An 11,736-nucleotide genomic window follows, 5' to 3' on the forward strand; every position below is an offset into this window, starting at 1 on the left:
GCCACACCGGGGGCGTGGGCGGGGGCGTGGGACGAGGTGGGGGTCGCTGCGGTGCTCATCATGGTGCTCTCCAGGGATCTTGTCATTGCTGCCCCGGGCCGGGGGCAGGCAAGGCACCTGCGCGGCTCAGAGCTGGCGGATTCGGGCGGCCTGTACCAGCAGGCCGTATTTGCTGTGCTCGGAGCGCACAAAGCGCGCGAACTCCTGCAGTTGAAGGTCTTCGGGCAGCACGCCCATGGCGGTCAGCGTTTCCTGCACCGGACTGCTGCGCATGGCCTTCGAGAACACGGCGGCATGGCGCTGGGCCAGGTCGGCGGGCCAGCCGGCAGGCGCGAACAGGCCGAACCAGTTGGCGAGGTTGAAGCCCGGTACCGTGTCGTTGAGGCTGGGCACCTCGGGCAGCAGCGGCACGCGTTCCAGCGTGGTCACGGCCAGGGCCTGCAGCCGGCCTGCACGGATGTGCGGCAGCGAGGACGCCAGGCTGTCGAACAGCAGATCGGCCGATCCGTCGAGCAGGGCCGACAGCGCCGGCTGCGTTCCGCCAAACGGCAGATGCAGCAGCGGCAGCCGCGTGAGCATCTGGTACATCTCGCCCGACAGGTGCCCGCTGCTGCCCGGCCCGCCCGAGGCATAGCGCAGCGGCTGGCGGTGCTTGGCAAGAAAGCGCTGCAGGTCCAGCGCCGTGCGTATGCGCCACTGGCGCGCCAGATCGCTGCGCATCACCAGCACATTGGGCATGCGCGCCACCAGCACCAGCGGCTGGAAGTCGCGCAGCGGGTCGTAGCCCAGCTGGGGCTGCAGCCAGGGCAGCACGGCGTGCGTGGCGGCCGCGCCCATCAGCAGCAAGCGGTCCTGGGCCGTGGCCTGGGCCACCATGTTCGAGCCCTTGGCGCCGCCTTCGCCTGGCACGTAAAGAATGTGGATGGCCCCCAGCTTCGCGGAGCTGGCCTCGACCAGAGGACGCGCCGTGCGGTCCAGGGGGCCGCCGGCTGCATAGGGAACGATCAGGGTCAGGGCGTCGGATTTCGCGTCGCGCGCCGGGGCTGTCAAGGCTGTCGAGGCTGTCGGGGGCGGCTGGGGCGGCTGGGGCTGTGCCGAAGCCGGCAGCCAAGGCAGGGCGGCCAGGGCCGCCAGCAGGCTGCGCCGCGCCATCCGGGCCGACGGCTGCGGGCCGGCTGCCGCAGGTGCACGTACTGGCGCAGATGCACGGGCATGGCGTGGCATGGCGCGGGTGGCGTCGTGGCGGGGCGTCATGGCGTGAAGCGAAATGGAGGCGATCCCCGCAGTATAGGCAGCGCCGACTGCCGCTGAGGCCGCACGCGCCCATGTCCTGCGCGCGCCGGGCCGTCTGTGCGCGGGCGGGGAACTGGGCCAGGTTCAGCGGGGCTTTCATGGGGGTCTCCGGCCTTTTTGTGCAGGACAGTGTTTCGGGCGCCCCAGGCATGGCCTGCGGGCTTGCGATCAGTGCTGTCACTGTAGGCGGGAGGGGCTTCAGCTTTTTGCCGTTTGCCCTTGGTGGGAAAATGCGGAATGCATGAAAATTGCGGAATTCTTTTGTTTATCGCAATTTAACTGGTTAATTCGGGTTAACCCTGAAGAAATCCGTACTTATTTACGAGTCCACCGCCATGAGCGCCACGCACACCATCGACAAACTGGATCGGGCCATTTTGCGCCGCCTGCAGGCCAACGGCCGGGAAACCTATGACGTCATCGGGGAGCAGGTCGGCCTGTCTCCCAGTGCCGTGCTGCGCCGGGTCAAGCGCCTGGAAGACAGCGGCGTGATCGACCGCTATGTGGCCCTGGTCCAGCCGGAGACCGTGGGCCTGGGGCTGACCGCCTATCTCAACGTGCGCCTGGAGAAGTACACCGAGACCAGCAAGCGCAACCCCATGGACGTGTTCCGCGCCAGCGTGCAGACTTGGCCCGAAGTGGTGGAGTGCGTGTCGCTGACCGGGGAGATGGACTATCTGATGCGTGTGGTCGTGGCCGACATGCAGCACTACACGCGCTTCGTCATGGACACCTTGCTCAAGCATCCCAGCGTGCAGGATTGCAAGACCAGCTTCGTGATGGACCGCGTCAAGGTGACCACGGCCGTGCCTTTGTAGCCTTCGGGCTCGACAGGTGCCAGGCCGTCGGGTGTTGCAGGGAGGGGAAATTGGTTTGCATGCCAAAACCTTACGGTTTTGTTGCATTGCAATATCTTCGTTGCTCGACCTCGGGTTTTTACCTATATTTGAGCCATGAATGCATCCAAAGACTGGTTGAAGGCGTCCTGGCAGGCCGGCCGGGACATGTTGCGTGCGAGCGCAGGCCAGCCGCACCGTCCCGATGGGCGCTCCGCGTCCATGGTGCCCATTCGTTCGCTGGGCCCGTCCCACCGCGAACGCGTGGTGGCGCATTTGCTCAAGCTCGATGAAGGCGACCGCTACCTGCGCTTTGGCTATGCCGCCAGCGACGAGCAGGTTCGCCGCTATGCGATGCAGCTTGATTTCGAGCGCGACGACATCTTCGGCATCTACAACCGCCGGCTCGAGCTGATCGCCATGGCGCATCTGGCCTTTGCCTCGCATCCCGAGCACAAGAGCTGCGCCGAATTCGGCGTTTCCGTGCTCAAGCAGGCACGCGGCCGCGGCTACGGCGGGCGCCTGTTCAACCGCGCGGTGATCCATGCACGCACCAAGGGCGTGTCCATGATGTTCATCCACGCGCTGTCGGAGAACACGGCCATGCTCAAGATTGCGCGCAAGGCCGGCGCCACCATCAAGCGCGATGGCTCCGAGTCCGAGGCCTACCTGCAGCTGCCGCCCGCCGGCATCGACACGCACATGGCGTCGCTGATGACCGAGCACATCGGCGAGGTGGACTACCAGCTCAAGAAGCAGGCCAAGCAGTTCTGGGATTTCCTGGCCGACGTGCAGGAAATCCGCCGTGGCGTGCAGGATGGCCGCCACCAGGCCGGCGAATAGGCGCAAAACGCCGCAAAGGGAATTGGCGCAGCGCATGCAGGGGTGACGGAGCAATCCGCTATCCTTGCGGCTTGTTTCACTACCGCACGTCCTGCACTCCAAGACAGTGTCCGACCCCCATCCTGCGCGCTCTTCCGAGAAGGAAAGCAAGCGAAGCTTCCTGCAAAAGGTGGCCGAGTTCATCCACCCGGCCCCTGATTCTCCTGACGAGCTGATCGAGACCCTGGCCGACGCCGAGGACAACCAGGTCATCGGCCCCGAGTCCCGCGTCATGCTCGAACGCGTGATACGCATGGCCGACATGACGGCCGGCGACGTCATGGTCGCAGCCCCTCGCATGGACCTGGTCAACATCGACGCTCCGTTCGATGAACTGCTGCACCAGGTCATCACCACTGCACATTCGCGTTTCCCGGTCTACCAGGGCGAGCGCGAGAACATCATCGGCATCCTTCTGGCCAAGGACCTGCTCAAGCTGCAGCGTTCACCGGACCTGAACATCCGCGCCCTGCTGCGCCCCGCCGCCTTCGTGCCGGAGAGCAAGGGCCTGAATGATCTGCTGCGCGAGTTCCGGGGCAACCGCAACCATCTGGCCGTGGTCATCGACGAGTTCGGCCGCGTGGCAGGCCTGGTGACCATCGAGGATGTGCTGGAGGAAATCGTCGGCGAGATCGAGGACGAGTTCGACATCCCCGAGGACGAGGGCGACATCTTCGCCCTGGCCGACAACAGCTACCGCGTGGCGGGCGACACCACCATCGAGCATGTGAACGAAGCCTTCGAGGTCGCCCTGCATGCCCGCGATCCCGAAGATGAGTTCGACACCATCGGAGGCCTGATCGCCCACGAAATGGGCCATGTGCCCAAGCGCGGCGAGCAGATCCATCTGGCCGGCCTGGAATTCACCGTGCTGCACACCAAGGGCGGCGCCGTGCGCTGGTTCAAGGTGGTGCGCGATCCCGCAGCCGACAGTCTGCTGCGCAGCTGAGGCTGCCCCTTTCTATCCCCACCGACATCTCTCCCGTACCTGGCCGATGCCCCTGTCCAGTTCTTCCGCTTTTTCGCAAGACGGCCGGCGCATGGGCCGGCTCGCCGTGGGCGTGCTGCTGCTGCTTGCGGGTGCAGCCCAGGCCCTGTCGCTGGCCTGGCCCTGGGCGCGCGGCCAGGGCGACGGGCCGCTGAGCCTGGTCGGCGGCTATGGCCGCCCGCTGTGGTGGCTGCAGATTCTGTCGCTGGCCGTGCTGGCACGCGCCCTGCAGACGGCACAGCGCCCGGCCCAGGCGGCGGGGCGGGCCATGCTCTATGCCACCGCCTGGCTGGTGGCCACCTTCTGGTGGCTGTTCATCTCCATGCATGTCTATGGCGGCCTGCCTGCGCCGCTGGCCGTTGCCGCCGTGCTGGCGCTTGCGGCCTTCCTGGGCAGCTACTACGCGGTGGCCGCCTGGGGCTGGCACAAGCTGCGCCCCACCAGCACGGCGGGCGGCGCCTTGCTGTTCGCCGCCGTCTGGCTGCTGGCCGAATTGGCGCGTGGCTGGCTGTGGACCGGCTTTCCCTGGGGCGCGGGGGGCTATGCCCACGTCGAAGGGCCCCTGTCGGTGCTGCCGCGCTGGATCGGCGTCTACGGCACGGGGGCGGTGGCGTCCTGGCTGGCATATTGGCTGGCCGCCTTGGCGGCCGGTTCGCGGGGCGGACAAGCCCTTCGGCCTGCACGGTGCGCGGCCACTGTGGCGGCCCTGGTTCTGGCCTGGGGCGGGCTGTGGTGGCTTCGCGATGCCGCCATCAATGCACCATCGGCCGAACGGCCAGCGCTGAGCGTGGCCATGCTGCAGGGCAATATCCCGCAGGATGAGAAGTTCGAGGCCGGCAGCGGCATTCCGCTGGCCCTGGGCTGGTACGGGCGGGAGCTGCGCGCGGCCACGGCGCAGCTGGTGGTCGCACCCGAGACGGCCGTGCCCCTGCTGCCCCAGCAGTTGCCCGAGGAATACCTGGACCTGCTGCGCGAACCGTATCTGAAGAAGGGAGGCCGGCAGGCGGCGCTGCTGGGCATTCCGCTGGGCTCGGAAGAGGCCGGCTATACGAACTCGGTCGTGGGCTGGCAGCCTGGCCAGATCCAGGACTACCAATACGACAAGCACCATCTGGTGCCCTTCGGGGAGTTCATCCCGCCGCTGTTTCGCTGGTTCACGCAGATGATGAACATACCGCTGGGCGACTTCAACCGCGGCGCGCTGGGCCAGCCTTCCATGGCCTGGGCTGGCGAGCGGCTGTCACCCAACATCTGCTACGAGGATTTGTTTGGCGAAGAGCTGGGTGCACATTTCGGCAATGCAGCGACGGCGCCCACGGTGCTGGTGAATTTCAGCAACATCGGCTGGTTTGGCGACAGCGTGGCGATCGACCAGCATCTGGCCATCAGCCGCATGCGGGCGCTGGAGTTCGAGCGCCCCATGCTGCGCGCCACCAATACCGGCGCCACGGTGGCCATCGACCACCGGGGCGTCGTGACGCACGCGCTGGTGCCTTACGAGCGCGCGGTGCTTGAGGCCAGTGTGCAGGGCCGCGAGGCCTTGACACCGTTTGCGCGCTGGGTGAATGCCGCAGGCCTGGTCCCGCTGTGCGCCGCTGCTGCGGCGGTGCTGCTGGTGGCCTGGATCGGCCGCCGCAGGGCCTCTGTTCAGGGGCTGTAGCCAAGTCCCGCGACCTGGGTCGGCGTGGCTTTTGTGGCAGAGTTTTGATGCGGCCTCGGGGTTTTGTTGCAGTCTGGCAACGTTCAGCCCCGATAATGCGCGGCTGCATGGTCCGCTGCGGGCCGCACCCATTCAGAGATAGAGGTGGCGTCAGTGCCGCCGTGGAGCAAGTTAGACAATGGCCGATTCTTTTTCGTATGAGCAACTGATCGCTTCGGGCGAAGGCAAGCTGTTTTCCGCAGACAGCGGGCGTCTGCCACTGCCTCCCATGCTGATGTTCGACCGCATCACGCACATCGACACGGATGGTGGCGCCCACGGCCTGGGCAAGATCGTCGCCGAACTCGACATCAAGCCTGATCTCTGGTTCTTCGACTGCCATTTCCGGGGCGATCCCGTCATGCCCGGCTGCCTGGGTCTGGACGCCATGTGGCAACTGATCGGCTTTTACCTGACCTGGCTGCGCCTTCCCGGCCGGGGCCGTGCGCTGGGCGCCGGCGAAGTCAAGTTCACGGGCGAAGTGGGTCCTGACGTCAAGCTCGTGACCTACGAAATCGACATCAAGCGCGTGATCAAGCGCAAGCTCAACATGGCCATCGGCGATGCACGCCTGCTGGCCGACGGCAAGGAAATCTACGTCGCCAATGACCTGCGCGTGGGCCTGTTCCTGCGCGAGGGTGAAGGCCAGGGAACGGCAGCATGACCAAACGTCGCGTAGTCATCACCGGCGCGGGCATTGTCTCGTGCATCGGCAACGACCTCGATACCGTGGAGACCTCGCTGCGCGAGGGGCGCACGGGCATCAAGGCCATGCCGAAGTTCACCGAACTGGGCATGCGCAGCCAGGTGGCCGGTGTGCCGGAGATCGACGTCGAGGCACGTATCGATCGCAAGCAGCTGCGCTTCATGGGCGATGCCGCTGCCTATGCGCAGATCGCGCTGGAAGATGCCATCGCCCAGGCCGGCCTGGCTCCCGAGCAGGTCAGCCATCCGCGTACCGGCCTGATCATGGGCTCGGGCGGCGGGTCGCCGGCCAACCAGATCGAGGCGGCCGACACGCTGCGCGAAAAGGGCATTCGCCGCGTCGGGCCCTACCAGGTCACGCGCTGCATGAGTTCCACGGTGTCCGCCTGCCTGGCGACCAACTTCAAGGTCAAGGGCATCAACTACTCCATCACCTCGGCCTGCTCCACCTCGGCGCACTGCATCGGCGCAGCGGCGCAGCAGATCGCCTGGGGCATGCAGGACGTGATGTTTGCCGGCGGCGGCGAAGAGCTGTCCTGGGGCATGGCACTGCTGTTCGACGGCATGGGGGCCATGTCCAGCAAGTACAACGACCAGCCCGAAAAGGCTTCGCGCGCCTATGACGCCCACCGCGACGGTTTCGTGATCGCAGGTGGCGGCGGCGCGGTGGTGCTGGAAAGCCTGGAGCACGCCCAGGCCCGGGGTGCGAACATCCTGGCCGAAGTCGTGGGCTTTGGCGCCACCAGCGATGGCGAGGACATGGTCGCGCCCTCGGGCGACGGCGCCATCGCCTGCATGCAGCAGGCCCTTGAAGGCCTCGAAGGCGGCGTGGACTACATCAACACCCACGGCACCTCCACGCCCGTGGGCGACATGCAGGAAGTGCGCGCCATGCGCGCGCTGTTCGGCGACCAGGTGCCGCCGTTCTCTTCCACCAAGTCGCTGACCGGCCACTCGCTGGGCGCCACCGGCGTGCAGGAAGCCATCTACTGCATGATCATGATGAACAAGGGCTTCATCGCGGGTTCGGTCAACGTGGACACGCCCGATCCCGCGCTGAACGACATGCCCCTGGTCACGCGCACACGCGATGCCCAGTTGAACACCGTGCTGTCCAACAGCTTCGGCTTCGGTGGCACGAACGCCTCGCTGGTGCTGCGCCGCTGGCAGGGCCAGTGAATACGCCCTGGTGTGTAAAAGGCGTGTCCTGAAGGAAAAAGCCCGCCTCCTGCGGGCTTTTTCACTGGTGAACGCCGACAATGCCCAGGTCGCGCGGGAAGCAGCACTGCAGGCTGCTGCCTGAACCCCGAACCAAGAACAATGAAATTTTGCAAGGTTGAACCATGATTCTTGTCACAGGCGGCGCCGGCTTCATCGGCGCCAATTTCGTGCTGGACTGGCTGGCTGCCGGCGATGAGCCGGTGCTCAACGTGGACAAGCTCACCTACGCGGGCAACCTCAAGAGCCTGGAGAGCCTACAGGGCGATGCGCGCCATGTCTTCGTGCAGGCCGACATCGGCGATGGCGAAGTCCTGGCCCGCCTGCTGGCCGAGCACCAGCCGCGCGCCGTGGTCAACTTCGCGGCCGAAAGCCATGTGGACCGTTCCATCCACGGCCCAGAGGACTTCATCCAGACCAACGTGGTCGGCACCTTCCGCCTGCTCGAGGCCGTGCGCGGCTACTGGAGCGCGCTGGATGCCGAGGCCAGGGCGGCCTTCCGCTTCCTGCATGTCTCCACCGACGAGGTCTATGGCAGCCTGGCGCCAGCGGCACCGGCCTTCACCGAAGACCATAACTACGAACCCAACAGCCCGTACTCGGCCAGCAAGGCCGCCAGCGACCACCTGGTGCGCGCCTGGCATCACACCTACGGCCTGCCCGTGCTGACCACCAACTGCAGCAACAACTACGGCCCGCTGCATTTCCCCGAGAAGCTGATCCCCCTGATGATCGTCAACGCCCTGGCCGGCAAGCCTTTGCCCATCTATGGCGATGGCATGCAGGTGCGCGACTGGCTCTATGTGCGCGACCATTGCAGCGCCATCCGCCGCGTGCTGGAGGCCGGCAAGCTGGGCGAGACCTACAACGTGGGCGGCTGGAACGAAAAGCCCAACGTCGAGATCGTGAACACCGTCTGCGCGCTGCTCGACGAGCTGCGCCCCAAGGCCGATGGCACCAGCTACGCTGCCCAGATCACCTATGTGAAGGACCGCCCCGGTCACGACCGGCGCTATGCCATCGACGCGCGCAAGCTCGAGCGCGAACTGGGCTGGAAGCCCGCGGAGACCTTCGAGACCGGCATCCGCAAGACCGTGCAGTGGTACCTGGACAATCCCGAGTGGGTGGCCGATGTGCAGTCCGGCGCCTACCGCGAATGGGTCAGCCGCCAGTACACGGAGGGAGCCGGCGCATGAAGCTGCTGCTGCTGGGCCGCAATGGACAGGTGGGCTGGGAGCTGCAGCGCAGCCTGGCGCCGCTGGGCGAGTTGTTTGCGCTGGAGCGCCAGGGCGACGCCGGTGGCCAGGGCCTGTGCGGCGATCTCTCTCGCCTCGATGAACTCGCACGGACCGTGCGCGCTCTGCGTCCCGATGTCATCGTCAATGCCGCCGCCCACACGGCCGTGGACAAGGCCGAAAGCGAGCCGGAACAGGCGCGGCTGCTCAATGCGCTGGCTCCCCAGGTGCTGGCCCGCGAGGCGGCGCAGACCGGCGCGCTGCTGGTGCACTACAGCACGGACTACGTCTTCGACGGCAGCGGCAGCGCTGCGCGCACGGAGACCGAGGCCACGGCGCCGCTGTCCGTCTATGGCGGCAGCAAGCTCGAAGGCGAGCAGCTGATCCAGGCTTCGGGCTGCCGCCACCTGATCTTTCGCACCAGCTGGGTCTATGCGGCGCGCGGCGGCAACTTCGCCAAGACCATGCTGCGCCTGGCCCAGGAGCGCGAGGTGCTGAGCGTGATCGACGACCAATGGGGTGCGCCGACGGGGGCAGACCTGATCGCCGACGTGACGGCCCATGCCATCCGCCAGGTGCGGCGCCAGTCCGGCGGCGAAGGCCTGCACCATCTGGTGGCCGGTGGCGAGACCACCTGGCATGCCTATGCCAGCCACGTGATCGCCCGCGCCCGCGAACTCGCGCCCGACCGGCCCTGGAAGGTGCAGCGCATAGCTGCCGTGCCCACCAGCGCCTTTCCCACCCCGGCGCAGCGTCCGCACAATTCCCGCCTGAACACCGAGCGGCTGCAGCAGACCTTCGGCCTGCGCCTGCCGCACTGGCAGGCCGGCGTGGACCGCATGCTGCAGGAAATCATCTGAGCGCGGTCTCGCGACTCAGCACGAACGACAGGACCCAACCCATGAACGCGCAACGCAAAGGCATCATCCTCGCTGGCGGCTCCGGCACCCGCCTTCACCCTGCCACGCTGGCCATCAGCAAGCAGCTGCTGCCGGTCTACGACAAGCCCATGATCTACTACCCGCTGAGCGCCCTCATGCTCGCGGGCATCCGCGAGATCCTCGTGATCAGCACCCCGCAGGACACGCCGCGCTTCGAGCAATTGCTGGGCGACGGCTCGCAGTGGGGCCTGAAGCTGGAGTACGCCGTCCAGCCCAGCCCGGATGGACTGGCCCAGGCCTTTTTGATCGCCGAGGACTTCCTGGCCGGCGCCCCCAGCGCCCTGGTGCTGGGTGACAACATCTACTACGGACACGACTTCCCCCGTCTGCTCGAACGCGCTGACGCGCGCAGCGAGGGCGCCACCGTGTTTGCCTACCACGTGCAGGACCCCGAGCGCTATGGCGTGGCCGAGTTCGACGCCCAGGGCCGCGTGCTTTCCCTGGAGGAAAAACCCAGGCAGCCCAGGAGCAACTACGCGGTCACGGGCCTGTATTTCTACGACAGCCAGGTCGTTGAGCTGGCAAAGTCCATCAAGCCCTCGGCGCGCGGAGAGCTGGAAATCACCGACCTCAACCGCCTGTACCTGGACAAGGGCCAGCTCAATGTGGAGCTCATGGGCCGTGGCTATGCCTGGCTGGACACGGGCACGCATGACAGCCTGCTGGAAGCCGGCCAGTTCATCGCCACGCTGCAGCAGCGCCAGGGCCTGAAGGTCTCCTGCCCCGAGGAGATCGCCTTCCGCCAGGGCTGGATAGACCGTGCCCAGCTCGAGACGCTGGGCCAGGCCCTGGCCAAGAATGGCTACGGCCAGTACCTGCTGCAGATCCTCAAGGAAAAGGTGCACGCATGAAGGCAACACCCCTGGCCATTCCCGAGGTGATGCTGATCGAGCCCAAGGTGTTTGGTGACGATCGCGGCTTCTTCCTCGAAAGCTTCAACCAGCAGGCCTTCAACCAGGCCACGGGCACGGACCACCAGTTCGTGCAGGACAACCACAGCCGCAGCAAGAAGGGCGTGCTGCGCGGCCTGCACTACCAGCTGCCTCCCCATGCCCAGGGCAAGCTGGTGCGCGTGGTGCGCGGCGCCGTGTTCGATGTGGCCGTGGACATCCGCAAGGGCTCGCCGACCTTCGGCCAATGGGTGGGAACCGAACTGACGGAAGACAACCACCGCCAGCTGTGGGTGCCCCCAGGCTTTGCCCACGGCTTCGTGGTGCTCAGCGACAGCGCCGACTTCCTCTACAAGGCCACGGCCTTCTACGCGCCCCAGGCCGATCGCGGCATTGCCTGGGACGACCCGGCCATCGGCGTGCCGTGGCCGCAGCTCGATGTGGAGATTTCGCTGTCGGACAAGGATCTCAAGCAGCCGCTGCTGGCGGATGCCGAGCTGTAGAGTCGGTTGTGGCGACCCGCCAATGCCTTCAGTGACCATTCACTGGGGAGTTGCCCTGGCGCTGGAAATTTCAGATCTGCTGGAAACGTCCGCTGATGCTCCAGGGAACTTCCATCGCCGCTTTTTCTGTGGCGCATGCCTGAGCGACGATGCGAGGCCACCAGTGGACGAATTGCGCTGACAGCTCCCAATATGGCTTGCTCGCCCAAGACTTCTGCAGCACGAAAACGGAAAGTCCATATTGACGGGTGGATTCAACCGGTCAACGCAACACACTCATCAAACATTTCAGCAGGTGTTCTGAACCCCAGCGTCTTCCTGGGACGCTGGTTCAACTGCCTTGCAATCGCATCCAAGCTCTCCTGTGAGTAGCCCGACAGATCCAGGCCTTTGGGAAGGTACTGCCTGAGTAACCCGTTCGTGTTCTCGTTGGTGCCCCGTTGCCATGGATGGTGCGGGTCGCAGAAGTAGACCTGGATGTCGGTCGCCAACGTGAAGCGCTTGTGCCCCGCCATTTCCGAGCCGCGATCCCAGGTCAAGGAGCGG

12 protein-coding genes are annotated in these 11,736 nt (G+C 66.1%); 10 read left to right on the forward strand and 2 right to left on the reverse strand.

Going from position 1 to position 11,736, the window contains the following annotated elements; genetic code table 11:
* Nucleotides 1-126: 126 nt before the first annotated feature.
* A complete protein-coding gene (locus GRX31_RS29430; protein ID WP_202396767.1) occupies nt 127-1,254 on the reverse strand; it encodes a Bug family tripartite tricarboxylate transporter substrate binding protein in 1,128 nt (375 codons plus the stop codon).
* Nucleotides 1,255-1,628: 374 nt separating this feature from the next.
* Between GRX31_RS29430 and GRX31_RS29435 the strand changes: the two genes are divergently transcribed.
* The 10 genes from GRX31_RS29435 to rfbC all read left to right on the forward strand — a co-directional run bounded on the left by GRX31_RS29435 (nt 1,629) and on the right by rfbC (nt 11,190).
* Nucleotides 1,629-2,111 carry an Lrp/AsnC family transcriptional regulator gene (locus GRX31_RS29435; RefSeq protein ID WP_016446496.1) on the forward strand — a complete coding sequence of 161 codons (483 nt, stop codon included), beginning with the start codon at nt 1,629-1,631 and terminating at the stop codon, nt 2,109-2,111.
* Between the two features lie 135 nt (nt 2,112-2,246).
* A complete protein-coding gene (locus GRX31_RS29440; protein ID WP_016446495.1) occupies nt 2,247-2,972 on the forward strand; it encodes a GNAT family N-acetyltransferase in 726 nt (241 codons plus the stop codon).
* A gap of 106 nt (nt 2,973-3,078) precedes the next feature.
* Nucleotides 3,079-3,960 (forward strand): HlyC/CorC family transporter, encoded by an 882-nt coding sequence (locus GRX31_RS29445; protein ID WP_016446494.1) that lies wholly within the window; start codon nt 3,079-3,081, stop codon nt 3,958-3,960.
* A gap of 91 nt (nt 3,961-4,051) precedes the next feature.
* Entirely contained in the window at nt 4,052-5,659 is a 1,608-nt protein-coding gene (lnt, locus tag GRX31_RS29450; RefSeq protein WP_017404270.1) for an apolipoprotein N-acyltransferase, read from the forward strand.
* 178 nt (nt 5,660-5,837) lie between these two features.
* Nucleotides 5,838-6,362, forward strand: a complete 525-nt coding sequence (fabA, locus tag GRX31_RS29455; protein WP_016446492.1) for a bifunctional 3-hydroxydecanoyl-ACP dehydratase/trans-2-decenoyl-ACP isomerase — start codon at nt 5,838-5,840, stop codon at nt 6,360-6,362.
* Nucleotides 6,359-7,582: a beta-ketoacyl-ACP synthase I gene (gene fabB, locus GRX31_RS29460; RefSeq protein ID WP_016446491.1), complete on the forward strand. Its 1,224-nt coding sequence runs from the start codon at nt 6,359-6,361 to the stop codon at nt 7,580-7,582. Before fabA ends, fabB begins: the two co-directional genes overlap by 4 nt.
* A gap of 164 nt (nt 7,583-7,746) precedes the next feature.
* Nucleotides 7,747-8,817 carry a dTDP-glucose 4,6-dehydratase gene (gene rfbB / locus GRX31_RS29465; protein WP_016446490.1) on the forward strand — a complete coding sequence of 357 codons (1,071 nt, stop codon included), beginning with the start codon at nt 7,747-7,749 and terminating at the stop codon, nt 8,815-8,817.
* A complete protein-coding gene (gene rfbD, locus GRX31_RS29470; RefSeq protein ID WP_160856077.1) occupies nt 8,814-9,716 on the forward strand; it encodes a dTDP-4-dehydrorhamnose reductase in 903 nt (300 codons plus the stop codon). Before rfbB ends, rfbD begins: the two co-directional genes overlap by 4 nt.
* A gap of 41 nt (nt 9,717-9,757) precedes the next feature.
* On the forward strand, nt 9,758-10,648 hold the full coding sequence (gene rfbA, locus GRX31_RS29475; protein ID WP_126311297.1) for a glucose-1-phosphate thymidylyltransferase RfbA: 891 nt from the start codon (nt 9,758-9,760) through the stop codon (nt 10,646-10,648).
* The gene (gene rfbC, locus GRX31_RS29480; RefSeq protein WP_160856079.1) at nt 10,645-11,190 is read left to right on the forward strand and encodes a dTDP-4-dehydrorhamnose 3,5-epimerase; all 546 of its coding nucleotides are present in this window, start codon (nt 10,645-10,647) and stop codon (nt 11,188-11,190) included. Before rfbA ends, rfbC begins: the two co-directional genes overlap by 4 nt.
* 254 nt (nt 11,191-11,444) lie before the next feature.
* Here the strand turns inward: rfbC and GRX31_RS29485 are convergent.
* Nucleotides 11,445-11,736, reverse strand: a 292-nt coding sequence (locus GRX31_RS29485) for an IS30 family transposase (RefSeq protein ID WP_160856081.1), incomplete at its 5' end; no start/stop codon positions are given.

The sequence above is a fragment of the Delftia sp. CH05 genome (assembly GCF_009827015.1).
Lineage (GTDB): Bacteria > Pseudomonadota > Gammaproteobacteria > Burkholderiales > Burkholderiaceae_C > Comamonas > Comamonas tsuruhatensis.

Coding starts and splice junctions, on each gene's coding strand:
- GRX31_RS29430 (WP_202396767.1), bottom strand. CDS start 1,254: ATGACGCCCCGCCACGACGCCACCCGCGCCATGCCACGCCATGCCCGT.
- GRX31_RS29435 (WP_016446496.1), top strand. CDS start 1,629: ATGAGCGCCACGCACACCATCGACAAACTGGATCGGGCCATTTTGCGC.
- GRX31_RS29440 (WP_016446495.1), top strand. CDS start 2,247: ATGAATGCATCCAAAGACTGGTTGAAGGCGTCCTGGCAGGCCGGCCGG.
- lnt (WP_017404270.1), top strand. CDS start 4,052: ATGGGCCGGCTCGCCGTGGGCGTGCTGCTGCTGCTTGCGGGTGCAGCC.
- fabA (WP_016446492.1), top strand. CDS start 5,838: ATGGCCGATTCTTTTTCGTATGAGCAACTGATCGCTTCGGGCGAAGGC.
- fabB (WP_016446491.1), top strand. CDS start 6,359: ATGACCAAACGTCGCGTAGTCATCACCGGCGCGGGCATTGTCTCGTGC.
- rfbB (WP_016446490.1), top strand. CDS start 7,747: ATGATTCTTGTCACAGGCGGCGCCGGCTTCATCGGCGCCAATTTCGTG.
- rfbD (WP_160856077.1), top strand. CDS start 8,814: ATGAAGCTGCTGCTGCTGGGCCGCAATGGACAGGTGGGCTGGGAGCTG.
- rfbA (WP_126311297.1), top strand. CDS start 9,758: ATGAACGCGCAACGCAAAGGCATCATCCTCGCTGGCGGCTCCGGCACC.
- rfbC (WP_160856079.1), top strand. CDS start 10,645: ATGAAGGCAACACCCCTGGCCATTCCCGAGGTGATGCTGATCGAGCCC.